This window comes from Oscillatoria nigro-viridis PCC 7112 (assembly GCF_000317475.1).
In the GTDB taxonomy this organism is placed as follows: Bacteria; Cyanobacteriota; Cyanobacteriia; order Cyanobacteriales; family Microcoleaceae; genus Microcoleus; species Microcoleus nigroviridis.
In genome coordinates this window covers 783,343-805,453 of record NC_019729.1, presented here as the reverse complement: position 1 = coordinate 805,453, position 22,111 = coordinate 783,343, and the positions used below count along the sequence as shown (strand labels likewise).

At 46.8% G+C, this 22,111-nt stretch carries 19 protein-coding genes; 9 read left to right on the top strand and 10 right to left on the bottom strand.

The features are described from left to right. Nucleotides 1-12: 12 nt before the first annotated feature. Both OSC7112_RS03530 and OSC7112_RS41600 read right to left on the bottom strand, forming a co-directional pair. On the bottom strand, nucleotides 13-1,392 hold the full coding sequence (locus OSC7112_RS03530; protein ID WP_015174612.1) for a serine/threonine-protein kinase: 1,380 nt from the start codon (nucleotides 1,390-1,392) through the stop codon (nucleotides 13-15). 74 nt (nucleotides 1,393-1,466) lie between these two features. Continuing rightward, complete coding sequence (locus OSC7112_RS41600) at nucleotides 1,467-1,592, bottom strand: hypothetical protein (RefSeq protein ID WP_263053579.1); 126 nt, start codon at nucleotides 1,590-1,592, stop codon at nucleotides 1,467-1,469. 94 nt (nucleotides 1,593-1,686) lie between these two features. On the opposite strand from OSC7112_RS41600, the gene ispG reads away from it, so the two are divergent. Together ispG and ctpC are read left to right on the top strand one after the other, a co-directional pair. Continuing rightward, entirely contained in the window at nucleotides 1,687-2,907 is a 1,221-nt protein-coding gene (ispG, locus tag OSC7112_RS03525; RefSeq protein WP_015174611.1) for a (E)-4-hydroxy-3-methylbut-2-enyl-diphosphate synthase, read from the top strand. Nucleotides 2,908-3,203: 296 nt separating this feature from the next. Beyond that, on the top strand, nucleotides 3,204-4,559 hold the full coding sequence (ctpC, locus tag OSC7112_RS03520) for a carboxyl-terminal processing protease CtpC (RefSeq protein ID WP_015174610.1): 1,356 nt from the start codon (nucleotides 3,204-3,206) through the stop codon (nucleotides 4,557-4,559). Nucleotides 4,560-4,874: 315 nt separating this feature from the next. On the opposite strand, the gene OSC7112_RS03515 is transcribed toward ctpC, so the two are convergent. Then, the gene (locus OSC7112_RS03515) at nucleotides 4,875-5,060 is read right to left on the bottom strand and encodes a DDE transposase family protein (protein WP_015174609.1); all 186 of its coding nucleotides are present in this window, start codon (nucleotides 5,058-5,060) and stop codon (nucleotides 4,875-4,877) included. A gap of 301 nt (nucleotides 5,061-5,361) precedes the next feature. Here OSC7112_RS03515 and OSC7112_RS03510 point away from each other — a divergent pair, with 301 nt between their 5' ends. After that, on the top strand, nucleotides 5,362-7,998 hold the full coding sequence (locus tag OSC7112_RS03510) for a heavy metal translocating P-type ATPase (protein WP_015174608.1): 2,637 nt from the start codon (nucleotides 5,362-5,364) through the stop codon (nucleotides 7,996-7,998). Between the two features lie 197 nt (nucleotides 7,999-8,195). On the opposite strand, the gene OSC7112_RS03505 is transcribed toward OSC7112_RS03510, so the two are convergent. Then, a complete protein-coding gene (locus tag OSC7112_RS03505; RefSeq protein ID WP_015174607.1) occupies nucleotides 8,196-8,543 on the bottom strand; it encodes a hypothetical protein in 348 nt (115 codons plus the stop codon). A 106-nt stretch (nucleotides 8,544-8,649) separates the two neighbouring features. On the opposite strand from OSC7112_RS03505, the gene tmk reads away from it, so the two are divergent. The 4 genes from tmk to OSC7112_RS03485 all read left to right on the top strand — a co-directional run bounded on the left by tmk (nucleotide 8,650) and on the right by OSC7112_RS03485 (nucleotide 12,568). Further along, complete coding sequence (gene tmk, locus OSC7112_RS03500) at nucleotides 8,650-9,318, top strand: dTMP kinase (protein ID WP_015174606.1); 669 nt, start codon at nucleotides 8,650-8,652, stop codon at nucleotides 9,316-9,318. Nucleotides 9,319-9,576: 258 nt separating this feature from the next. Continuing rightward, nucleotides 9,577-10,539, top strand: coding sequence for a DNA polymerase III subunit delta' (locus OSC7112_RS03495; protein WP_015174605.1), 963 nt, complete (start codon nucleotides 9,577-9,579; stop codon nucleotides 10,537-10,539). A gap of 27 nt (nucleotides 10,540-10,566) precedes the next feature. After that, a complete protein-coding gene (gene msrA, locus OSC7112_RS03490) occupies nucleotides 10,567-11,052 on the top strand; it encodes a peptide-methionine (S)-S-oxide reductase MsrA (RefSeq protein ID WP_150111482.1) in 486 nt (161 codons plus the stop codon). Nucleotides 11,053-11,731: 679 nt separating this feature from the next. Beyond that, on the top strand, nucleotides 11,732-12,568 hold the full coding sequence (locus OSC7112_RS03485) for a metallophosphoesterase (protein ID WP_041622353.1): 837 nt from the start codon (nucleotides 11,732-11,734) through the stop codon (nucleotides 12,566-12,568). Between the two features lie 124 nt (nucleotides 12,569-12,692). On the opposite strand, the gene rppA is transcribed toward OSC7112_RS03485, so the two are convergent. From rppA to OSC7112_RS03470, 3 genes are all read right to left on the bottom strand, one after another. Then, nucleotides 12,693-13,379, bottom strand: coding sequence for a two-component system response regulator RppA (rppA, locus tag OSC7112_RS03480; RefSeq protein WP_015174602.1), 687 nt, complete (start codon nucleotides 13,377-13,379; stop codon nucleotides 12,693-12,695). Nucleotides 13,380-13,431: 52 nt separating this feature from the next. Further along, nucleotides 13,432-14,082 carry a glutathione S-transferase family protein gene (locus tag OSC7112_RS03475; protein ID WP_015174601.1) on the bottom strand — a complete coding sequence of 217 codons (651 nt, stop codon included), beginning with the start codon at nucleotides 14,080-14,082 and terminating at the stop codon, nucleotides 13,432-13,434. A gap of 196 nt (nucleotides 14,083-14,278) precedes the next feature. Further along, complete coding sequence (locus tag OSC7112_RS03470) at nucleotides 14,279-14,545, bottom strand: hypothetical protein (protein ID WP_015174600.1); 267 nt, start codon at nucleotides 14,543-14,545, stop codon at nucleotides 14,279-14,281. A gap of 198 nt (nucleotides 14,546-14,743) precedes the next feature. Between OSC7112_RS03470 and hisG the strand changes: the two genes are divergently transcribed. Continuing rightward, nucleotides 14,744-15,388, top strand: a complete 645-nt coding sequence (hisG, locus tag OSC7112_RS03465) for an ATP phosphoribosyltransferase (protein ID WP_015174599.1) — start codon at nucleotides 14,744-14,746, stop codon at nucleotides 15,386-15,388. 280 nt (nucleotides 15,389-15,668) lie between these two features. Here the strand turns inward: hisG and OSC7112_RS03460 are convergent, their stop codons facing one another. From OSC7112_RS03460 to OSC7112_RS03450, 3 genes are all read right to left on the bottom strand, one after another. Beyond that, complete coding sequence (locus OSC7112_RS03460; RefSeq protein ID WP_015174598.1) at nucleotides 15,669-17,126, bottom strand: response regulator; 1,458 nt, start codon at nucleotides 17,124-17,126, stop codon at nucleotides 15,669-15,671. Nucleotides 17,127-17,356: 230 nt separating this feature from the next. Next, nucleotides 17,357-19,570 (bottom strand): ATP-binding protein, encoded by a 2,214-nt coding sequence (locus tag OSC7112_RS03455; protein ID WP_015174597.1) that lies wholly within the window; start codon nucleotides 19,568-19,570, stop codon nucleotides 17,357-17,359. A gap of 868 nt (nucleotides 19,571-20,438) precedes the next feature. Then, complete coding sequence (locus OSC7112_RS03450) at nucleotides 20,439-21,152, bottom strand: DUF1997 domain-containing protein (protein ID WP_015174596.1); 714 nt, start codon at nucleotides 21,150-21,152, stop codon at nucleotides 20,439-20,441. Between the two features lie 117 nt (nucleotides 21,153-21,269). On the opposite strand from OSC7112_RS03450, the gene OSC7112_RS03445 reads away from it, so the two are divergent. Next, nucleotides 21,270-21,929 (top strand): NAD(P)H-binding protein, encoded by a 660-nt coding sequence (locus tag OSC7112_RS03445; RefSeq protein ID WP_015174595.1) that lies wholly within the window; start codon nucleotides 21,270-21,272, stop codon nucleotides 21,927-21,929. Nucleotides 21,930-22,111: the final 182 nt, after the last annotated feature.

The window sequence follows — 22,111 nt, the reverse complement described above, 5'->3', positions numbered from 1 at the left end:
GTTCGGAAACGCTTAGATGTTACAGCCTACAAGTCTCGACGCGAGAGAAGAGTACCCTTCCCACATCCCGTCCACACACCCAAAAACGAGCCCCCCCGAGGTCCGAATATAGCTCCTCCGCTGCCCTAAAGGGAGTTTCCCCTTTGGTGCTGCGGTGTAAAATGTTAGATTTTTGTAGTACAACCATCTGTTATTCACATTCCAACCCACCCGCTGGCCAAAAGCGTCCCAAATTTTCTTATCATATTCTCTGGTTCCCCCCAGACTTTCATAGATGCGTTTCTGCACCGAAAAACCGAAATTTCCGTTACTGTATTTTACCCAAAGTTGGTCAATAGTTCGTAAGTCTTCACAGGGGAATCGATCGATATCTTCCCTTCTGAGCCACCCATCCTCTGTTCTCCCTGCTGCTTCCAGCATCTTATTCAACGTTTCCTCATCAGCCTCTTCCCATTTTCCGCTAGCCAACAGCCAATCGAGTTGACTATAATCAACTGAAATCAATTTTACAGGTTGTGGCTGTGGCTGCCGGCTAGGAATCGTTGGCAAAACACCCCCTCTTTGCCCACAATTATCAAGGGTAGGTTGAGAAAGCATATCCAACCATTTTTGAACCGACTGAGGGCGCTTTGTCTCATCCATTTCCATCCCTTTCATAATTGCCCGCTCCACCGCCTCGCTAATATTAGGATTAATCTGAAACGGCGGCTTTAAAGGATCATTGAAAGCCCTCATAAATGCAGCAGTTGGTGGTGTTTTCGTTAGCATATAGTATAGCGTTGCCGCCAGAGCATAAACATCTGTGTACTCAGCAAATCTGCCAATTTCCCCGTACTGTTCGGGAGGCGCAAAACCATGTGTTAATCCAAAAGTCATTTGCTGAGTGCGATCGGGAATAAAACCCCGCGCCAAACCAAAATCAATCAAAACTGCATCTTGATTGTCACGCACCATAATGTTTGGTGGCTTGATATCCCGATGTAATAAACCTTTTTCGTGAACAACTATTACGGCTTCTCCTGCTTTGCGGATGTAGTTTAAAGCTTCTGTTTCTGACAGAATACCGCGCCTTGCCACCCATTTCCACAAATCTTCTCCCGCCACATATTCCATCGCAATGCAAGGCAAATCACCGTGAGTGAAGTAGTTGTCTATTTCCACAATATTGGGATGCCTGCACAAAGATAGCAGTAGTGCCTCTTGCAGGAATCTTTCGCGATACCGGGCAAAATCTGGATCGCTCAATAAGTCGTCTTTCAGCGTTTTGATCACAACCCGCTGCCTGTTTTGCGCTTTCTGCGCTAGGTACGTGACCCCAAAGCCGCCCTCACCTAACTTGCCTTCAATGATATACCGATCGCCATTTAACCCCTGCCCCGGTGTCCAAACCATTCTCCTCACCGCCAACCAATATTAATTTTTATCTCGGCATAGCCCGTATTTTAACTGTATTTTCTAAGTTCCGTTTAGTTCCACGGGCCCAACTTCATTGCGCTTTCCCGGTGATGGTTGGCTTTTAGTTCGATCGCCCTTTTCCGACATAATTCGATCGACAAATTCGCCACAATCCCATTAAGAATCCTAAATCCCAAAACCTCATTGTCCAAATAGACCCTTTCTATGGCAACCTGAAAAATAGGAAACAGAATTTTATAGAGCTTGGTAACAGAACACTAGCAATCACTTATGCAAACTCTACCAAATCCAACTAAAACCGCATCTAGCCAACCGATTTTCGACACCACCATCAAACGCCGCAAAACCCGTCCCGTCAAAGTCGGTAGCGTCACCATCGGCGGCGGCAACCCCGTCGTAGTACAGTCGATGATTAACGAAGACACCCTCGACATCGACGGTTCAGTCGCCGGAATTCGCCGCTTGCACGAGATTGGCTGCGAAATCGTCCGCGTCACCGTGCCCAGCATGGCCCACGCCAAAGCATTAGCCGAAATCAAGCAAAAACTGCACGCCACCTACCAACCCGTGCCCCTCGTCGCCGATGTCCACCACAACGGCATGAAAATTGCCCTCGAAGTGGCGAAACACGTAGACAAAGTGAGAATCAATCCCGGACTTTACGTGTTCGAGAAGCCGAAAGCCGACAGAACCGAATACACCGATGCCGAATTCGCGGAAATTGGCGAAAAAATTCGCGAAACCCTGGAACCTCTGGTAATTTCCCTGCGCGACCAAGGCAAAGCTTTGCGAATCGGCGTCAATCACGGTTCCCTCGCCGAACGGATGCTGTTTACCTACGGCGACACGCCCGAAGGCATGGTAGAATCCGCCCTGGAATTCATCAAAATTTGCGAATCCCTCGACTTCCGAAATATCGTACTTTCCCTGAAAGCCTCCCGCGCGCCGGTGATGGTGGCTGCTTACCGCTTGATGGTGCACCGGATGGACGAACTCGGCATGGATTACCCGCTGCATTTGGGCGTCACGGAAGCAGGAGACGGCGAATACGGCCGCATCAAATCCACCGCAGGGCTGGCACCTTTGTTAGCTGACGGTATCGGCGACACCATCCGCGTCTCGCTGACAGAGGCCCCTGAAAAGGAGATTCCGGTTTGCTACAGCATTCTGCAAGCCTTGGGACTGCGGAAAACGATGGTTGAGTATGTCGCTTGTCCTTCCTGCGGTCGCACTTTGTTTAATCTAGAGGAAGTGTTACACAAAGTGAGAGAGGCGACGAAGCATCTCACCGGTTTGGATATAGCAGTAATGGGCTGTATTGTCAATGGCCCGGGAGAAATGGCTGATGCTGATTACGGCTACGTCGGGAAGCAGCCGGGTTATATTTCGCTGTACCGGGGCCGGGAAGAAATTAAGAAGGTGCCGGAAGACCGAGGCGTGGCAGAATTGATTGACTTGATTAAATCGGACGATCGCTGGGTCGATCCTTAGCCGATTCTTTCTCTGTTGTTAGAGTTCGACAGTCCGACACTCCGACAGTCCGACAGGGGTTGAAACCCCTGTCTCATAGCTGAAGTCGGTTTAAACCGACTGAAGAGCACCTTTGTCAGAAGCTGGAAGGCCTGTTCCACAAAGAGTGAGTGTTCTATTCAGGGGTGGGCGCGAGCCCGCCCTGAATAGAACTCGGCAAAGTGGAATAATATATGTAGGCCAAACGCGAGCCGGCCTTGCCTGTGTTAGATTGAGCGTAATTATTCTGAACTCTTTTCCTCCCGCGCGTCAGACAAATGGTTATAACAAAACGAGGGCTTGTTCTAAGTGCAGCAGCAGTGGTACTCACTGCTGTCACTCTTGCGAACGCTGGTTGCAGTTCTAAATCTCTGGCTTCTTTTCGGGGAAGCCCTAAAGAGTTAGTTGATGAAGTTTGGCAAATTATTGACAAAAGTTATGTGGATGGCACTTTTAACCAGGTTGACTGGAAAGCGGTGCGGAATGATTATTTGAACCGGACTTATACCAGCGACGAGGAAGCTTACAAAGCAATTCGGGAAATGCTGAAGAAGCTGGACGATCCTTATACGCGGTTTATGGACCCTCAAGAGTTCAGAAATATGCAGGTAGAAACTTCTGGGGAACTGACAGGAGTTGGGATTCAGTTGACTCAAGATGAGGAAACCAAAAAGTTGGTGGTGATTTCGCCGATCGAAGATACCCCTGCTTTTACTGCTGGTATTCTGGCAAAAGATATCATTACTAAGATTGACGGCAAGAGCACAGAAGGCATGGATACGAATCAAGCGGTAACTTTGATTCGCGGCCAGGCGAATACCGAGGTGACGCTGACGATTTTGCGTGGAAGCAAGGAATTAGAATTTAAGCTGAAACGCGCTAAAATAGAAATTCATCCAGTGCGGAAGTCGGTGCAGAAAACCCCGATCGGAGAAGTCGGCTATATTCGCTTAAATCAGTTCAGTGCCAATGCTGCATCGGAAATGCGATCGGCAATTAAGGATTTGGAACAGAAAAAGGTAACGGGTTATATTTTAGACTTGCGTTCCAATCCCGGCGGGTTGCTGTACGGAAGTATTGAAATTGCTCGGATGTGGCTCAAAGAAGGTACGATCGTCTCGACGGTCGATCGAGTCGGTGAGGCCGACAAACAAACTGCAAATAAGGCAGAACTCACAGACAAACCGTTAGTTATACTGGTAGACGGCGGTTCAGCAAGTGCTAGCGAGATTCTATCCGGTGCTTTGCAAGACAACAAACGCGCGGTTTTGGTAGGAACAAAGACGTTTGGTAAAGGTTTAGTTCAGTCAGTACGCGGCGTGGGAAATGGTGCCGGTTTAGCGGTGACAATTGCCAAGTATTTTACTCCCAACGGCACTGATATCAACCACGCCGGGATTGAACCGGATTTCAAGGTAGAACTCACCGACGCTCAAAAACAGGAATTGAGGCGCGATCGCGATAAAATTGCTACGACGGCCGATCCGCAGTACGCGAAAGCTATGGAAGTTTTGACACAGCAAGTTACTGGTAAAACAGGGAACAATAAGGCGGAGGCGAAACCGAATACTGCGCCACCTAAACCGAATGCGGCGCAAGCAAAACCCAGTGCAGCACCTTCTAAATCGAAGTAGAAAACCTGTGTAGGGTTTCAGTTAAAAAAAAGCATTCGGGGGAAGATTTACGGCTAAAAGCCCAGATTTTAAACTCGAATGCTTCGGTATTTTTTGCACTGCGTCCGGTGCAACCGAAATTTATATAATTCATCTGCGTTAATCTGTGTTTATCTGCCCTCATCTGCGGTAAAAAAAAGAGAATGTAAACCGCAGATGACAATTGATGGACGCTGATTCACGCAGAGGTCGATCGCAGAGATAGGAATAATTCCGATGCTAACAGATTTGAGATCGCGTTAGCTTTCGCGATGGGAGGAAAGCAATCGCAATCCGTCATTGCGGCTGGCATTTTCCGGCGCGAATTAATCCGATGCGGCGGGCGATGGCATCTTCGGGCGAATCGTAAGGGCCCCACTTTTCAATAATACTGGGGTTTTGTGCTTCGAGTTGCGCCAACGGCAAAATTTCGCAATTACCGGCAGGACGTTTGACAATATAAAATTTTGGTGTTTCTGTCATAGCTAAATTCGTCAAATAAAAGCTGGATACTAACTAGGCAATTGGCTAATTATATCAAATAGGGAAACAGCACTGCCGTGTCCAAAGCGTGTCTTAGCATTAAACCCGCAGTCCGACATTGGTTTCAAACCCTGCCAAACTGCGGATTTAACCGCATGGAATTAATAAGAATTAAAAAAAACTAACACTTTCGGAAGATGCCACAAAATTTACCTATGATAAAAATATAGACATTTGTCTAAACAGTGCATTAAACCCATTCAGAACTACCAAAATATTCTAATCAATACCAAAAAAAACCATGCAATTTTTCCCCAAAACAATCTCCGAAATTCAACCAGAAATCATACCAGTTAAAGAATCACCGCCAGAAATTGTTACTTTCGATGTCGGCGGTATGAAATGTGCCGGCTGCGCGAAAGCTGTGGAACGCCAACTCATGCAGTATTCAGGCGTCATTTCAGCTTGCGTTAACTTGGCCGTAGAAGTCGCGACGGTTGAGTGTCAACCGGGGGCTGTCGATGCAGAAGCTTTAGCGAAAAAGTTGACTGATAATGGATTTCCCTCTCAGTCTCGTTTAGGAGACAATCAGCAGGAAGCAGAAGCGGCAACAATTGAACGGCGGCGACAAGAAATTAGACAGCAAATCAAGCAATTGACGATCGCCCTGATCCTAATTATTCTATCGGGTTTAGGTCACGTACTAGGCACAAAAGCCCCAATTCTCACCAATATTTGGTTTCACTGGGGACTCGCCACCCTAGCTTTGCTGCTACCGGGCCGCCCGATTATCGTTGACGGGTGCCGCAGTTTGTGGCGAAATGCACCCAACATGAATACTTTGGTAGCTTTAGGCGCTGTTACAGCTTACACCGCTAGCAACGCGGCGCTGCTGTTTCCACGGATGGGATGGGAGTGCTTTTTTGACGAACCGGTGATGCTGCTGGGCTTTATTTTGTTGGGCAAAACTCTCGAACAGCAAGCCAGACGGCGCGCTGCATCAGCTTTGCAAGCTTTAATCGCATTGCAGCCGGCGAAAGCCCGCTTAGTTGATTTTAAACTTTCGAGTTTAGATTTGCGATCGCAAGAATTGCCTTTCAACTCGACATCAGAGGTCTACGATCCACAATACATTGAAATTCCCGCCGATCGCGTCCGAGTCGGAGAATGGCTGCAAGTTTTGCCCGGGGAAAAGATACCGGTAGACGGTGAAGTCTGCGAAGGCAAAACAACCGTAGATGAGTCGATGCTGACTGGCGAATCAATGCCGGTTTTGAAGCAGCCAGGAGATACAGTTGCCGCCGGAACTATCAATAAATCCGGGGCAGTTGTGATGCGGGCAACTCGCACCGGTAAGGAAACAACTGTAGCTCAAATGGTGGCTTTGGTGCAGGCAGCCCAAACTCGCAAAGCGCCGATTCAAAATTTAGCTGATACTGTCGCGGGATATTTTGTGTATGGGGTAATGGCGATATCGGTTTTAACTTTCCTATTTTGGTATTTTGCCGGCACTCATATTTGGCCTTCTGTGCTTTTAGGACACGGGGCAATGGATATGGGACACGGGGCAATGGGGATCGGGCATGGGGCAATGGGCGTGGGAAATCAATTATCAGTTACCGATTACCAATGGCCAATTATCCATTATCAATCGCCTTTGCTTGTGAGTTTGAAATTGGCGATCGCAGTTTTAGTTATCGCTTGTCCTTGCGCTTTGGGATTGGCTACCCCAACTGCAATTTTAGTCGGTTCTGGCATCGGGGCGGAGCGCGGGCTTTTAATTCGCGGTGGCGATGTTTTAGAACGGGTGCATCAATTAGATACGGTGGTTTTTGACAAGACTGGCACTCTGACAACCGGAAATCTCACACTCACAGATTATTTGCCGATTTTCCACAACAATTCGGAGTGGGATTTGAACTCCGATATTAATGTTGGAAACAGGCAAGATGCCTGTTCCACAATTGATGGATTTTCTGGCAACAGGCAAGATGCCTGTTCCACAATTGATGGGGTTTCTGGCAACAGGCAAGATGCCTGTTCCACAATTGATGGAGTTGCTGGCAGGGTTGACTCAAAACTGCTGCAAATTGCGGCGGCGGTGGAAAGGGGCGCTTGTCATCCCATCGCCGCAGCGATTTTGCTGGAAGCTCAACAACAAGGTTTGCCGCTGCTAGCTGCTGAAGATTTCTGCACGGAACCGGGATTCGGGGTTTCTGCTTTGGTGGAGGGCCGGCGGGTGTTCGCGGGAAATGCCGAGTGGATGAAGCAGCAGGGGGTCGCTGTGGCGACGGAATTGTCGGGGTCTTGCAAAGGCAAAACGGCGGTTTACGTGGCTTCTGAGGGCGTTTTGCTGGGGGTAATCGGGCTAAAAGATACTCTGAGGCCGGATGCTAAGGCGACGGTGGAACGTTTGCGGGGCATGGGATTGCGGGTGATGATGCTGACGGGGGATACGGCGTCTGCGGCGGCGGCGACGGCGCAGCAGCTAGATTTGACGGCGGCTGATGTTTTGGCCGGGGTGCGGCCGGAGGAGAAGGCGAGGGCGATCGCGACTTTGCAAGCCCGAGGCTGTAAAGTGGCTGTGGTGGGGGATGGCATCAATGACGCCCCGGCTTTGGCTCAAGCTGATGTCGGTATCGGTTTGCACTGCGGCACGGATGTGGCAGTTGAGACTGCTCAAATTGTGCTGATGCGAAATGCTTTGATGGATGTTGTTGAGTCGATCGAGCTGGGGCGCGCTACTTTCAACAAGATTCGCCAAAATTTATTTTGGGCTTTTGGTTACAATACTCTGGGAATTCCGGTGGCCGCGGGTATCTTGCTGCCTGCAACCGGAATTCTACTCAGTCCTGCGGCTGCTGGGGCATTTATGGCGTTTAGTTCTGTTAGCGTTGTTACAAATTCTTTGTTTTTGCGCCGGGGATTTCGACCTTAAATTTAAGGATTGCATATAAAAGTCAGAGGCCATCGGTCATTAGTTAGAAATTAATGACTGATGACCTCCTCCCAAGAGGGAAACAAACCCCTCACACCAGGAGTCGATAGCCAAGAAGTTTCGACATTAGTTAGAACCCCCTGATTCATCTGTAGAGTCAATCGAAAATCTCACACCTCAAATTGACTGACTGATGGCTACAGTGCCATACTTTCCAATAGCCGCCAATTATTGTTGTTCATAATTGAACGGCTCACTAGCTCGAACATTTGACGGCAGTGGTTGTTGGTTTGCAGGGGCAGTTCTTCGTTTTTAATTACGAAGTTCATACGAACCTCTGAGTCGCTAGCCGTGTTTTTCTCAATTAGGACTTCTGCGGTGACAAGTTTGGCAATCGAAACTTGACCTGGGATCTCGCGAGCCATGACGGAATCTCCTGTATTGTAGATAATATCAAGATTGCATGACTCTAAAATTTCAATCAGGGATTGACGGAGACGGTCGATCGGAACGGCAACGATAAAAAAACCAGTATAGCGAGCCATAGACAACTCCAGCCGTGAGGCATTTAGACTTTATTATCATACCGAACCTAGAACAGATGCACAGAACAATAATAGATTTATTTTATACAGGTGGAAAGTTAGAGCAATGAAGGGCAAACTTATCGTGTTTGAGGGGGTTGAAGGTGCGGGGAAAACTACGCAAATGCAGCGCTTGATACAGTTCCTGCAAGCAAGTTGCTTGCTGAGAGTCCCGTTGGTGGCTACTCGCGAACCGGGGGGTACTGAGCTGGGAAGGGGACTGCGACATTTGCTGCTGAAACAAGATTCGGGCGAATCTGTATCCGATCGAGCAGAATTACTCATGTACGCGGCCGATCGCGCTCAACACGTCGAAACTTTTCTCAAACCAGAGTTATCTAAGGGAACGATTGTTTTATGCGATCGCTTTACTGACTCTACGATTGCTTATCAGGGCTACGGCCGCGGTCTTAACTTAAATTTAATTAAACAGTTGAATGAAATTGCCACGGGCGGCTTGCAAAGCGATCTGACTTTATGGCTAGATATGAATGTGGAGGAGGGTTTGGCGAGGGTAAGAGCTCGGGGAGAGCGCGATCGGATCGAGCAAGCTGATTTGAAGTTTCACCGCCTTGTGCAGCAAGGTTTTGCGGAGTTAGCCGAGGCAAATAAATCTCGAATTGTCCGGATAAATGCCGATCGCCCTGAATATGAGATCGCTCAGGAAATTCAAGCTATTGTAACTCGCCGATTAGAAGCTTGGGGATATTTAAATAATACCAATTCTCAAAAATAGCGCTAGATAATGTGTAGAAACACGGCAATCCTCTGTCCGGCTCCGGCAACTTACAATTTAACATTCTTAAGTCAAAACAATTATTTAGCAGTCCGTTAAAACACAATAACCTTTTGGTATTATAGCAACCGCGCCCGACGCTTAAGATGTTCTTAATTGCTGAACCCCTAGATTTTATTCCTTCATCCTTCATCCTGACATCCGTTACATCCGCTACAAAATCCGTTGCCGAACTTCCTTCTTCCTTCTCCCGCAAACATGGATTATTTTAAATCATTAATCGGACAAGAGCGAGCAGTAGAATTGCTAACTCAAGCAGTCGAGCGAAACCGAATTGCTCCTGGTTATTTATTTGTCGGCTCTAACGGCATCGGCAAAAGTTTAGCAGCCCAGTGTTTCATCGAGCTTTTATTCTCAGCCAATCTTCCCGAAACCAGACTAACAGCCTCCGTGCAAAATCGCGTGCGGCAGCGAAATCATCCAGACTTACTGTGGGTCGAACCAACTTATATGAACCAAGGCAAACGGCTGACACCAAAGGAAGCAGAGGAAGCCGGTTTAAAGCGGAAAGCACCGCCACAAATTCGCTTAGAACAAGTTCGAGAAATCGGTGATTTTCTCAGCCGACCGCCGCTAGAAGCTGCGCGTTCAGTCGTAGTGTTGGAACAAGCAGAAACAATGGGTGAGGGAGCCGCTAACGGCTTGTTAAAGACATTGGAAGAACCGGGAAAAGCAGCCCTCATTTTAATTGCTCCGACAGTGGAAGCTTTACTGCCCACTTTGATTTCCCGCTGCCAAAAAATCCAGTTTTCACGGCTCAATCCCGAAGCAATGGCACAAGTTTTGCAGCAAGCCGGATTCGCAGAGATTTTATCCCATCCCGAGGTAATGGGGATGGCTCAAGGCAGTCCTGGCGAGGCAATTGCAATTTGGCAGCAACTGCAATCAATACCCGATGATTTGCTGCAAAAGGTGAAGCAGTTGCCTCAAAATCTGCGGTCTGCTTTGGAATTGGCCAAGGAAATTGATAAAACTTTAGATACTGAATCTCAGTTGTGGTTAATCGATTATTTACAGCACTGTTACTGGCAGCAATTTTTGGCAGGCGGAATTAGTCGATCGCCCTTAGAACCCTTGGAGAAAGCGCGGCAATATTTGCTAAACTACGTACAGCCGCGATTAGTTTGGGAATGCACACTGATGGGAATATGTCAAGCATAACCTAGTGCCAAGTTTGAACCCAATACGATGAGTAACACGATGGAAAAAGCCACATTTGCCGCCGGTTGTTTTTGGGGAGTTGAACACAAGTTTCGCGCCGTTCCGGGTGTCGTCTCGACTGCTGCGGGCTACACGGGAGGTCACTGGCCGAATCCGTGCTACCTGGATGTTTGCGCCAGAGTCACCGGTCACGCTGAAGCCGTCCTGCTAGAGTACGATCGATCGCAGGTGAGTTACGAAGCACTGCTAGAGGTATTCTGGAACTGTCACGATCCTACCCAAATCAATCGCCAAGGCCCCGACAGAGGCGAACAGTACAGGTCTGTGATTTTTTATCACAATTGGGAACAAGAAAAAGCCGCTCGCCTCTCCAAACAAAAATTGCAAACTTTCGGTAAATACGACAAAGATATTGCCACCGAAATCCAACCTGCTGGTGAATTTTATCTGGCAGAGGATTACCACCAGCAGTATATTGAAAAGAAGCGTCATTCGTCAAAATTTATTAGTTAAAAAGTAGGCAGACGCGACCCAAAATAAAAAATCTTAGGGGCGGGTAACGCAACGAACTATAGCAATCCTTGCAGGAGTCGTAAATTTTTTACCCCACCCCAACCCTCCCCGAACCCGCTGGGAGGGAGTGAGAAATTCACCAATGATTTACAATTGCTATATATACTAGCCATCAGTTTATTTTTAATGCAAAACCCAGCCTCCTCTAAGCCATGTTTATTTGCACCTACTCAGTAATAAATAATTAGTGATGAGATAGTGTTTGGTAGTGGCAATCCCCCCGTGGTAGGCCGATGCGATGGGGATGCGGCACAAGTCTCAGCTTTGAAAATTGGCAAAAGAATATAGATGCGGGACGGGGAATGCCAGTCTGAAGAGGATTGATAGCGTTTTAAACAACTTGTTACGCCAGTCATAATATTATAAAAATGCTGTAGTATTTGGGCGGGTAAGACCCAAACAATTTTGCAAGAAAGCCTAACTGAAGAGTGGGGATTTCTGTTTCAATTCTCTTGATACAATCCCACTTATTGCGTCTCGGACTGTAGCCATTAGTCAGCAATGAGTAGTTATTAGTCAGAGGACAGAAGGAAAAGGGGAAAATATCTAGTTTTGCAGTCTTGCTTGTTTATTTGCTAAGCTAGAGGTGGCGCTTATGTCACCAATAAACCTTAGATTTATGCACAGGTTATTAACTGGGAAACTGCGAGTAGAGTATTTAACAATACCCATTGCCAATCTTCCAGCAAATCTATCCGGTACTAAAATTGTACAGCTTACTGACTTTCACTATGACGGGGTGAGGCTGTCGGAATGGTTGCTAGAGAAGGCGATTGCTGCAGCCAATGAAGCTGAACCAGACATGATTTTTTTAACCGGTGACTTTATTAGCTACGACCCCGCACCTATTTACGGCTTAGTGCAGCGATTGAAAAACTTGCAAAGTCGGGTGGGAATTTACGCGGTTTTGGGCAATCACGACCACTATTGGCCGGGGGCAAAAACAGAGGTTGCTAATGCTTTAAATAGCGTCGGGATTCGGGTTTTGTACAACGAAGCAATCTATCCTTTGGGATCGGAATTGGCTTTAGTTGGGTTAGCAGATTTTTGGTCGGGCGATTTTGCGCCTAAACCTGTAATGGCATCAATAAATCCCGCGATTCCTCGGATTGTATTGTCTCACAATCCTGATACTGCTGAAAAGCTGCAAAATTGGCGAATTGATTTGCAGTTGTCTGGCCACACTCACGGCGGTCAAATCGTTATTCCCGGTATCGGGCCTTTGTACGCTTGGGTCAGAAAAATTGGCTATTTGATTCCTCAACGAATCCGAAAGTTCATTCCTTTTATGTCGGCTTGGGATCGAGTAGTTACTCACTGGGAATGGGCTAGCGGTTTGCATCAGGTTGGGAGTAATTTGCTGTACGTGAATCGGGGTTTGGGGACTTATTCGCCGGGAAGGCTATTTTGTCCGCCGGAGGTGACAGTAATTACTTTAGTTTCTCAAGATACGTAAAGGCTGGTTTAGGGTGCATACTTTCCCGATAATAAATAATACAGCCGCAGGAAGAGGGAAGAGGCAACAAGGAAGAAGGAAGAAGGAAGAGGGAACAAGGATTTTTTTACAATGTCTATTATTTTTAATTGGCTTCTCCAAAGCGATAGCCTCTGCCGTAGACTGTGTGAATTAGCACCGATTCGCCGGGGGCTTCTATTTTGCGGCGCAGCAGGCGAATTTGAGCTGCTAATACATTGCTGCTGGGTTTTTCTGCTTCACTCCACAAAAATTGGTGGATTTGTTCGTGTGTTAGCAATTGACCGGGATGGCGCATTAAGTATTCTAACAACTGACATTCTTTTTCTGATAAATCAATTGTACGATCGCCCCGATAAGCTAATTGATTGTCGTAGTCTAGCTGTAAATCTGCAACTTGCAGCCGCCCGACAGCAACCTCGGCATCAAAAGTAGGAGGCCGCCGCAGCAATGCGCGGACTCTGGCTAGCAGTTCTCGCAGTTCAAAAGGTTTGACTAAATAGTCGTCTGCACCGGCGTCGAGTCCTTGTACGCGATCGTCTACGGTATCTTTGGCGGTGAGAAATAGCACTGGCGTATTCCGTCCTTGCGATCGCAACTTCTGGCAAATTGCCAGTCCAGTTTGTCTCGGCAGCATCCAATCCAAAATTAGCAAATCGTAATTGCCCTGCATTGCTAAATTGCTGCCACTTGCTCCGTCAAATGCCACATCAACTGTATAACCTTCGCGGGTTAAGACTCGACTCAAAGGGTCAGTTAACTCAACTTCATCATCAACTAAAAGAATCCGCATCCTGATTTCAAATTTGAGATTTGAGATTTTAGGTTAAGTAAACTGATTTTTCCTAGATTTTAATGTGTGGAATACTTTCTGTTTCGCTGCAAGCTGCTGCTACCCATTCCTGGATGGCAGGCAAGGCCAAAATCGCATCCGCATAAGCTTTTTCTACTGAATCTAACTTGACTCCGTAGGTGACAAAACGCATCACAACTGGGGCAAACATAGCGTCAACAACTGTGAATTTTCCGAACAGCATATTGCCGCCTGTCCCGAATTTTTGGCGGCATTCGCGCCAAATGGCAAAGATGCGATCGATATCTGCTTCGACACCGGGAGTCATCCCTTCTCCCGGATAGCGGTTGCGGCAGTCCATCGGCATATTTTCGCGCAAATTTGGAAACCCTGCGTGCATTTCGGCACAGATGGAACGGGCGATCGCCCGTTCCGCTACATCCGCCGGCCACAAATCATTTGCAAAGCGTTCTGCAACGTATTCGCAAATTGCTAAAGATTCCCACACTTTCAAGTCGCCGTCGATTAAAACTGGCACTTTTCCCGAGGGAGAATAGCGCCGAATTTCTTCATTGGTTGTCGGCCAGTCTAAGGGGATTCTCACCTCGGCAAATTCCAGTCCAGCTTGTTTCATCGCCAGCCAAGCGCGCAGCGACCAAGAGGAATAATTTTTGTTGCCGATTACCAGAGTCAATTTGGTCATAATGTAGCTGTTAGCTATTTCCTATCGTCCGTGCAATTTTAAGTTTTAGAGTTGAATACACAAAGGCGTGAGACTAAATGACGATCCTCTTCGTTGGCGTAGCCCCCGTAGGGGCGGGCTTTCCTTCGGATCGCGAAAGCTAACGCTAACGCGCGATCGGCCCGTTTTCTGCACCAGCCTCTGCAAGCATTTTACATTAACAACCTCCCAGCGTTCCGCGTTTTTCTGCAAACTTCGATCGGGGGGCTGTATCGAACACACTTGATTTGGCATCTAACGATCTGTCTCTGTGGATTTTGGCATCGTTAGCGGTAGGTACGGCCACTGTATAGTGCATTTCCTCGGGCTCTACACCACCGCCTGAGAGGATTTCATCTACTGTAATTTTTTTGAGGGAATCCGGGTTTACACTGTGAAATTTTCCGTCAAATTGTTGACTCTCAAACTCTTGATTGTTTTCCATACAGACTGCTATTGAAAAACGCGACTAAATAAAAACTTACTAAATATAATATATACCCAAACAAAGGATCGAGCAATACCCAAAATTTATTTTTAGCTGTGAACTATATGTGTTATTCTGAGTTTGGTAAAAGCTGTTTCTGCTTGTACCGCGATCGCCCCCTTCCCAACTTGAGAAATTTACACTCTAAAAATTGACATGATTACTGTTGCACTTCCCAAAGGCGGATTGTTAGGAGATAGCATTCGGCTGTTTAAATCGGTTGGATTAGACTTCAGTGCTTTTCTCGATTCCTCTAACCGACAACTTCAAATATATGACCCGACGGGCACTGCCAAAGCTTTGCTAGTAAGGACGCACGACGTGCCGGTTTATGTGGAATACGGTCAAGCGGATTTGGGGATTGCTGGCTATGATGTTTTGCGGGAAAAAAAGCCGAAAGTTGCCAATTTAATTGATTTAAAATTTGGCAAGTGTCGGCTGTCTGTGGCGGTGAAGGAATCTAGTTCTTATCGGCGAACAGTCGATTTACCTCCTCACGGTAGAGTTGCTTCTAAGTTCGTACACTGTGCCAGGGAATATTTTCACAATTTGAATTTGCCGGTGGAAATTGTGCCGCTTTACGGTTCTGTGGAGTTGGGGCCGATTACGGGTATGTCGGAGGCAATTGTGGATTTGGTTTCGACTGGCAAAACTTTGCGGGAAAATGGTTTGGTGGAAATTGATGTTTTGTTTGAAAGTTCGGCTTATTTGATCGGTCATCCTCTGAGTTACCGTTTGAATGCGGGGGGGGTGAATGAGTTGATCGGGAAGTTGAGAGAGCAAGTTTTGACGGCTGTTTGATGCTAACTTAAATTAGAGTAGACTTATGGCATAAATCTTTCATTGATATCATTTCCGGTTACACTCATACATGATGTTGGCGGTTGACGGTTGACGGTGAACAGTCAACCCTCAACGCCGTGAACAGTGAACTCGAATTTACTATTCCGATGCTAACGGATTTGATATGATAGGGAAAGCACAGACGCAATGTAGATGCAATGCAGGATAGTTAGCGACTTTTGCAATAGCTTTAAACTATTGCGGGGTGGGCTTCTAGCCTGCCCTAAAAGTTAAATCTTTATGAACTGCTATTTGCAGGTAGAAAACCTAGTTTTTCCTGGCAGCGATTTATATAAAAACGGACGACTGTATCAGCAGGGTTTTGTTCGATTAGTTGCTGAAAATATCCCAAGGCGGCGACAAATCTTTCGGATTGCCATCCTTGAATTCCTTTGTCAAATAAACCCTGGGTAAGCTGCTTTGCTTCCGAGTCTGGACATGAGGCACTCCAGATTTCGTAGATTTCAATAGCTTGCTGCTTGCCGCGCGGCGTTACTCGATCGATCCAGCGATAGTAATAATTGTTGCTTGGCAAATCGCTGTCTCCAGCAGTCGCCGCAGAAGTAGAAATAATAGTCTGCTGTGTTTCCACTTCTAAGTCGCACTTTAATAATAGACTTTCTTTTGAGTGGGAGTTGGAACTTATGCCATTTAGAAATTCTCTCGCATGAACGATCGCATTTTCGCTAACAATAATTTGGCAGCCGTATATTTTAGTTAAATTTTCTAACCTAGAAGCTGTATTTACTACATCGCCGATGACTGTAGAGTCCATGCGGCGATCGGAACCTAAAGTGCCGATCATGCCGATACCTGTGTTAATTCCCGTACCAATATTGACGGGAGATTCTAAATTGTATTGGTGGCGACTGGCATTAAATTCTTGCAAGGTTTCTTGCATTGCTACTGCAGCTTCGATCGCATCCATGGCGTGAGAATTTGGCTTGTCAAATACTGCCATGATTGCATCGCCTAGGTATTTGTCAATAAACCCGCCGTGAGACGTTATGCACTCGTTCATTTGAGTAAAAAAAGCGTTCAACCATTCAAAAGTCTCGCGAGCTTGTTGAGATTCGGCGATCGCAGTAAACCCGCGAATGTCGCAAAATAAAACAGTCAGCTCTTCTTCTGTGACATTGCCCAACTGAATAGATTCTATTCCTTGCGGCGCAATTCGTTCGAGAAGCTGCTCCGGCACAAATAGCTGAAATTTTTCTGAAAGATATTCGTTTGCCTCCCAAGCTGCGGCGATTTGGCGCTTGCTTTGCTCTTTTACCTGCTGGTTGAATTGGGAAGATACAGCTTGCGATCGCATTTTGCTTAACTGCAAAATATTTTCAACTTTTGCCAGCAACAAACGACTGTTAAAAGGCTTTGTCAAATAATCATCGGCCATCATTTCTAACCCTTTGATGCGAGAGGTATCGTCGTCGAGGGCAGTTAAAAAAATCACCGGTACAGTTTGCAACGCCCTATCCTTCCGCAGGATCTCGCAAACATCAAAACCGTCCATCTCCGGCATCATAATATCCAGTAAAATTAAATCGGGTCGAGAGGCGCGGGCAAGCGAGAGCGCTTCATGGCCAGATAGCGCTGATACTGTAGCGTATCCTTTCAAGTGCAATAACTCTTCCAGTAAAGTCAGATTAGCTGGCTCGTCATCAACCAACATGATGCAGGGCGACTTGTTTGACATGGAAAATGATATATATAATATATTGAATTTAGATCGGGAGTGGCGCGTGGGGAAGCTCGAAAACTGGTTGATTCGTATATTTCTCCTTACTAAACTCGATATTTTTCGTAGGAACAGGCTTTCGGAGGCAAGTGCGGGCAAGTCATATAGATATTTATCTACTATTGAGTTTAACCTTTGTTGTTATCAATTATCATAAATTGCAGTGCTGGAACTGCAAATAATTATTGTTAGCCCAGAAAAGAACGGACAGTAGCGATCGTCAAATTCAAATCCAGCGGCTTGCTCAAATAAGCAGAAGCGCCAGCTTCCAAACATCGATCGCGGTCACCGGGCATCGCCATCGCCGTCACCGCAATCATCGGTATCGAATCCCAGACAGGATCTGCTTTAACTCGGCGCATCAACTCAAAGCCGTCAACATCCGGCAACTGAATGTCCATCAAAATCAAATCCGGCAGCAACTCCGGGGCTGCTGAGGCGGCGAGAATACGATCGACCATTGCCGAACCATCCGCGAGTATCTCTACCCCGTACCCCTCCAATTCCATCACCTCAGAAATTAACATTTGGTTAAAAGGCTGGTCTTCAACAATCAAAATCCGCTTCCTGGCAATGGGTAAAGCAATCGCAGAAGCAGGAACTAACTTGGTATCCAAAGCACAAGAAGCAAAGTTTCCCAACTGTTGACGCATCTCCGTCAAAGGCAGCCAAACCCGGAAAAGACTTCCCCGATCGCAAACAGATTGAAAAGAAACAGTCCCCCCGTGCAATTCGGCCAATCGCTTAGTCAAAGCCAAACCCAAACCTGTACCTTCGTGCCGCCTAGTCAGGGAAGAATCGACCTGTTGAAAAGGTCGAAATAGCAAGTGCCAGCGGTCTTGAGGAATGCCGATCCCCGAGTCTTTCACCTCAAAACAAAAATAAGGAGTGCTGGCATTTACAGGAGAACAATCCGGCCGGTAGTCGCCGTCTATTTCACTGCCGTAGACCAGACGCCCGCTGAGTTTAACTTGTCCTTGTTCTGGGGTAAATTTGATGGCATTGGAAAGTAAATTAATCACAATTTGTCGCACTCGCCGTTCGTCGATCCAAACTTTAGTAATGCGGTAGTCGAATTCTAAAGACAAACTGATGCGCTTTTTGTCTGCCCGCGGCTGCATCATTTTTATACAGTCTGTCGCGAGTTCGTGAACGCGAACCGGTTGTAAATTGAGTTCTACTTTCCCCGCTTCAATTTTAGAAAGATCGAGAATATCGTTAATTAACTGCAACAAGTGCTGGCCGCTTTTTTCGATCAGGTCTAAATAGTTGATTTGTCGATCGCTCAACAGTCCGGCCGTTTGCCGCAGCAGCAAGTCAGAAAAGCCGAGAATGCTGTTAAGAGGCGTCCGCAATTCATGGGACATTGATGCTAAAAACTCAGATTTCAACTGAGAAGAATACTCTAATTGTTCGTTAACTTGGCGCAGGTTTTCTTGTGTCTGAGCCCGCTCGATCGCCGCCCCCAAAGTCCGGCAAGCAGCCTCCAGCACTTCTTGGTTGAGGGCGGTTTGCAGTTTTTTGACGTTGCGGGACTCCAGCGTCAGTACGCCAATAATTGTACCGTCGGTGGCTGCGATCGGAAAAATGCCCAGTTGTCCAATTCCCGGATGCCGAAATTCTGGCACGGCATTGGGATGTTGGGCATAATCCTCTACGAACAAAGGTTTACCGGTTTTCACCACTTCCCACAGCAAACCGATGCCGTAGGGAATGCCTTGGTCGAGCAATTCTTGCATTCCTGCGACTACGGGTTCCCCGTAAGTAGCCAAAAATTGACCGGAAACTTGGTTGCAAATCCCCGACGCTTGCCGGTCGTTTCCCTTGCCGTTAATCACCTTGACATCTCCGAAAGCTGCATTCATTGCCCCTACTAAATAGGTGAGGGCAAACTGACCTATTTCTTGCAAACTGTCAGATTTTTGCAGGCGTTCGGTTAAACCTAAAAGAAATCTCAGCCGCCTGACTTCTGCGTTCAAGCTAGCTTGGGAGTTTTGGTATACCGTAACGTCTCGAAAGGTAAACAGCCGTCCGCCGCTGTTGGTAATCGTGGCGCACACCTCCAAACAAACCGCATTGGATTGCTCGAAATAAAATGATAAACTTTCATGCTGAGATTTTTCGAGTGCTTGCTGAAACTCTTGCCACTGCTGAAGGGACAAGTAACCCCGATCGACAATTTCCGCAAACAGCAAGTGGCACTTCGGCTTTGTTTCCAGCCATTCTGGGGACAGTCCCCAGATTCCCGCCAATTTTTTGTTAAACAAAACTAAGCAGTCAGACGAGTCGAACAGAGCGATCGCATTGTCTACTTGGTTGAGAATCAGTTCTTGGTCTGCCCTCAACTGGTGCAAGTCTCTCTCCATTTTCTCTGTGTGTGTAGCTCTTAGTTTCGTTGTCATAACTTTCTAGGGATATGGCAAGGGTTATTGTATAACTCATTACTTAATTTGACATAATTTTAGGTTTTTTGGCAGTGAGAGGGATCGATCGGCCTTGTGATCTGAGACACTTGCTGGTTTCCGAGGACGATCGGAGCCAGCTTTGAACTGCATCGGCTACACGGCTTAATCATCAGGGAATAACGAGGGAAAGCATTATCGCAGAAAGAGCATCTTTTAATAACAATGCTGTCGAAGTTGATGGCATCTGACTTGAAACTATTGTGTCCAACCCTGTGCTAAATTGACCCATAATAAAAACTAATTACGGTGATCGGAAATCAGCATATAGCAATCCTCGCATCATTTGTGAATTTCTTACGGACTCCCAGCGGGTTCGCAGAGGGTTGGAGTGGGGTAAAAAATTTACGACTCCTGCAAGGATTGCTATATGTCAAAATGCAATCACGACCTTACCCTTAAATTTTATTAGCAATAACTTGGTTATTTGGATTAACTGCTCAAGCAAGTGTTGGATTCAAAAACATAGGCATAAGGCGCGCCCTAAGCACCCGGAGACAGTGATATCAGTTTCAAAAAAGCAACTGTCGGCTCGCGATCCCAACTCATACACAATCAGTTATTCCCCATAATTTAATCTAAAATTGTGCGACTGAGCGCTCACGCCGAAGTCTAAAATATCAAATGGTATGATTTATTACGATCGCACTTATGAGTAAGGTGTGCAGTGCACACCCTACAAATGTGAGTTAAGCTAAGCCGCATTTAAATTGCAGAGTAAAATAAATCTTGACTCTTGTGGGGTGGGCAGGAGATCCTGCACTTAACATACAATTTAAATGCACAACAGGTTAGAGCGTAAGTATTGTTAATGTTTCTTAGGATTTTTTGGAAAAGGAATGCCCAAACTTTCGTGAAAAACAAGCTGAGTTTTATAAGTCAAGCGCCGGTTAACTTGTTTGATGATTTTTTCCAAAAGCGCATCGCCGGTTTTTTCTATCAAAGGTTGAGACATCGATCGAATAAACTTGGGAAAGCAAACTCCCACAGCCAAATCCAGCTTCCACGTAGCGCTGGTAATCGCAGGCGGCAGCTTAGCACGTTCCGCACTCGGCCAATCGGCGGCAAACTCCTGAGACGGTATCTCCACTAGCTTCATTGCCGATCGAAAATCCACTTCATACCCAGGCGAGGTATAATCCGGAACCGGAATAGTCTGAATCAAATAGCAGCCTTCAGCATCCGGCGGCAGCAACTCTAAACCAATTCTCGCTTCAACGCGGTAGCCGAAAGCCCCAAAACGCCCGATTAATAAATCATAGCCGTTTTCTCCGATCGGCTCGGCCTTCATCGGCGAAGCGCACTGGCAAAACCAAGTCTTGTGGTTGTTCAAATGCTTCGCCACCGTCTCCGCATCGGCGTACATCTCCATGCTGTCTTCAAAATGCGTCTGAAACCAAATCGGCTCAACTTCCTCTGGTGCATCCGCGCTTCCACTTTCTGGCTGTCGGAAACTCACATCTGGGTAGTAATTTTCGTCAGAAGCTTCAAAAGTTTGATATTCAGCGGAATCTTGCTTCATCCTATACTCTCCTGTAATACGCACCGATCCGGTTGGGGATGTGTTAAGGGAGTTTCCTCCCTACAATTGAGAAATTGATAGTAACAAAACTTACCCTAGTTCAGCATAACTCGACTTATGAAAGCATTTGTAGCAGGAGCCACAGGTCAGACTGGCCGCCGCATCGTCGCAGAATTAGTCAAGCGAGGTATTCCCGTGCGCGCCTTAGTCCGAAATCTAGACACAGCCAGACAAATTTTACCACCGGAGGCTGAGTTAGTGACCGGGGATGTATTAAATGCAACTTCCCTGGGCAATGCCATCGGCGATAGTACGGTATTGCTGTGCGCGACAGGGGCGGCCCCTGGTTTTGACCCGACAGCGCCTTACAAGGTGGATTTTGAAGGTACTAAAAATTTGGTGGATGCAGCTAAGGCTAAGGGCATTGAGCATTTTGTGCTTGTGACTTCTCTGTGCGTCTCTCAGTTTTTTCACCCGCTGAATTTGTTCTGGCTGATTTTGGTTTGGAAGAAACAAGCTGAGGAGTATTTGCAAAAAAGCGGATTGACTTATACCATTGTCCGTCCGGGCGGTCTCAAAAATGAGGATAATTCAGATGCGATCGTCATGACTGGTGCGGACAAAATGTTTGAGAGCAGCATTCCCCGCACCAAGGTAGCCCAAGTGTGCGTGGAGGCGCTGTTTCAGCCGGCTTCTCGCAACAAGGTTGTGGAAATTGTGGCGAAGTCGGAGGCTCCGCAAAAGAGTTTTGAGGAGTTGTTTGCCAGTGTGATTTGATTGAATTAGCCTCGCTTGGGTTCGGTGCGTCAATCGATTTTAGATTTGAGATTTGAGATTTTAGATTGAAGCATTGACCCCACCGATAAATTCGGGGGCTCCTCGATCGGATACAGGTTTTTTATTTCTGGACGGATGAATCCGGGGGCTTGTATCCTGGATGCTTGATTGTCAAACAAAAA

Coding starts and splice junctions, on each gene's coding strand:
- OSC7112_RS03530 (WP_015174612.1), bottom strand. CDS start 1,392: ATGGTTTGGACACCGGGGCAGGGGTTAAATGGCGATCGGTATATCATT.
- ispG (WP_015174611.1), top strand. CDS start 1,687: ATGCAAACTCTACCAAATCCAACTAAAACCGCATCTAGCCAACCGATT.
- ctpC (WP_015174610.1), top strand. CDS start 3,204: ATGGTTATAACAAAACGAGGGCTTGTTCTAAGTGCAGCAGCAGTGGTA.
- OSC7112_RS03515 (WP_015174609.1), bottom strand. CDS start 5,060: ATGACAGAAACACCAAAATTTTATATTGTCAAACGTCCTGCCGGTAAT.
- OSC7112_RS03510 (WP_015174608.1), top strand. CDS start 5,362: ATGCAATTTTTCCCCAAAACAATCTCCGAAATTCAACCAGAAATCATA.
- OSC7112_RS03505 (WP_015174607.1), bottom strand. CDS start 8,543: ATGGCTCGCTATACTGGTTTTTTTATCGTTGCCGTTCCGATCGACCGT.
- tmk (WP_015174606.1), top strand. CDS start 8,650: ATGAAGGGCAAACTTATCGTGTTTGAGGGGGTTGAAGGTGCGGGGAAA.
- OSC7112_RS03495 (WP_015174605.1), top strand. CDS start 9,577: ATGGATTATTTTAAATCATTAATCGGACAAGAGCGAGCAGTAGAATTG.
- msrA (WP_150111482.1), top strand. CDS start 10,567: ATGAGTAACACGATGGAAAAAGCCACATTTGCCGCCGGTTGTTTTTGG.
- OSC7112_RS03485 (WP_041622353.1), top strand. CDS start 11,732: ATGCACAGGTTATTAACTGGGAAACTGCGAGTAGAGTATTTAACAATA.
- rppA (WP_015174602.1), bottom strand. CDS start 13,379: ATGCGGATTCTTTTAGTTGATGATGAAGTTGAGTTAACTGACCCTTTG.
- OSC7112_RS03475 (WP_015174601.1), bottom strand. CDS start 14,082: ATGACCAAATTGACTCTGGTAATCGGCAACAAAAATTATTCCTCTTGG.
- OSC7112_RS03470 (WP_015174600.1), bottom strand. CDS start 14,545: ATGGAAAACAATCAAGAGTTTGAGAGTCAACAATTTGACGGAAAATTT.
- hisG (WP_015174599.1), top strand. CDS start 14,744: ATGATTACTGTTGCACTTCCCAAAGGCGGATTGTTAGGAGATAGCATT.
- OSC7112_RS03460 (WP_015174598.1), bottom strand. CDS start 17,126: ATGTCAAACAAGTCGCCCTGCATCATGTTGGTTGATGACGAGCCAGCT.
- OSC7112_RS03455 (WP_015174597.1), bottom strand. CDS start 19,570: ATGACAACGAAACTAAGAGCTACACACACAGAGAAAATGGAGAGAGAC.
- OSC7112_RS03450 (WP_015174596.1), bottom strand. CDS start 21,152: ATGAAGCAAGATTCCGCTGAATATCAAACTTTTGAAGCTTCTGACGAA.
- OSC7112_RS03445 (WP_015174595.1), top strand. CDS start 21,270: ATGAAAGCATTTGTAGCAGGAGCCACAGGTCAGACTGGCCGCCGCATC.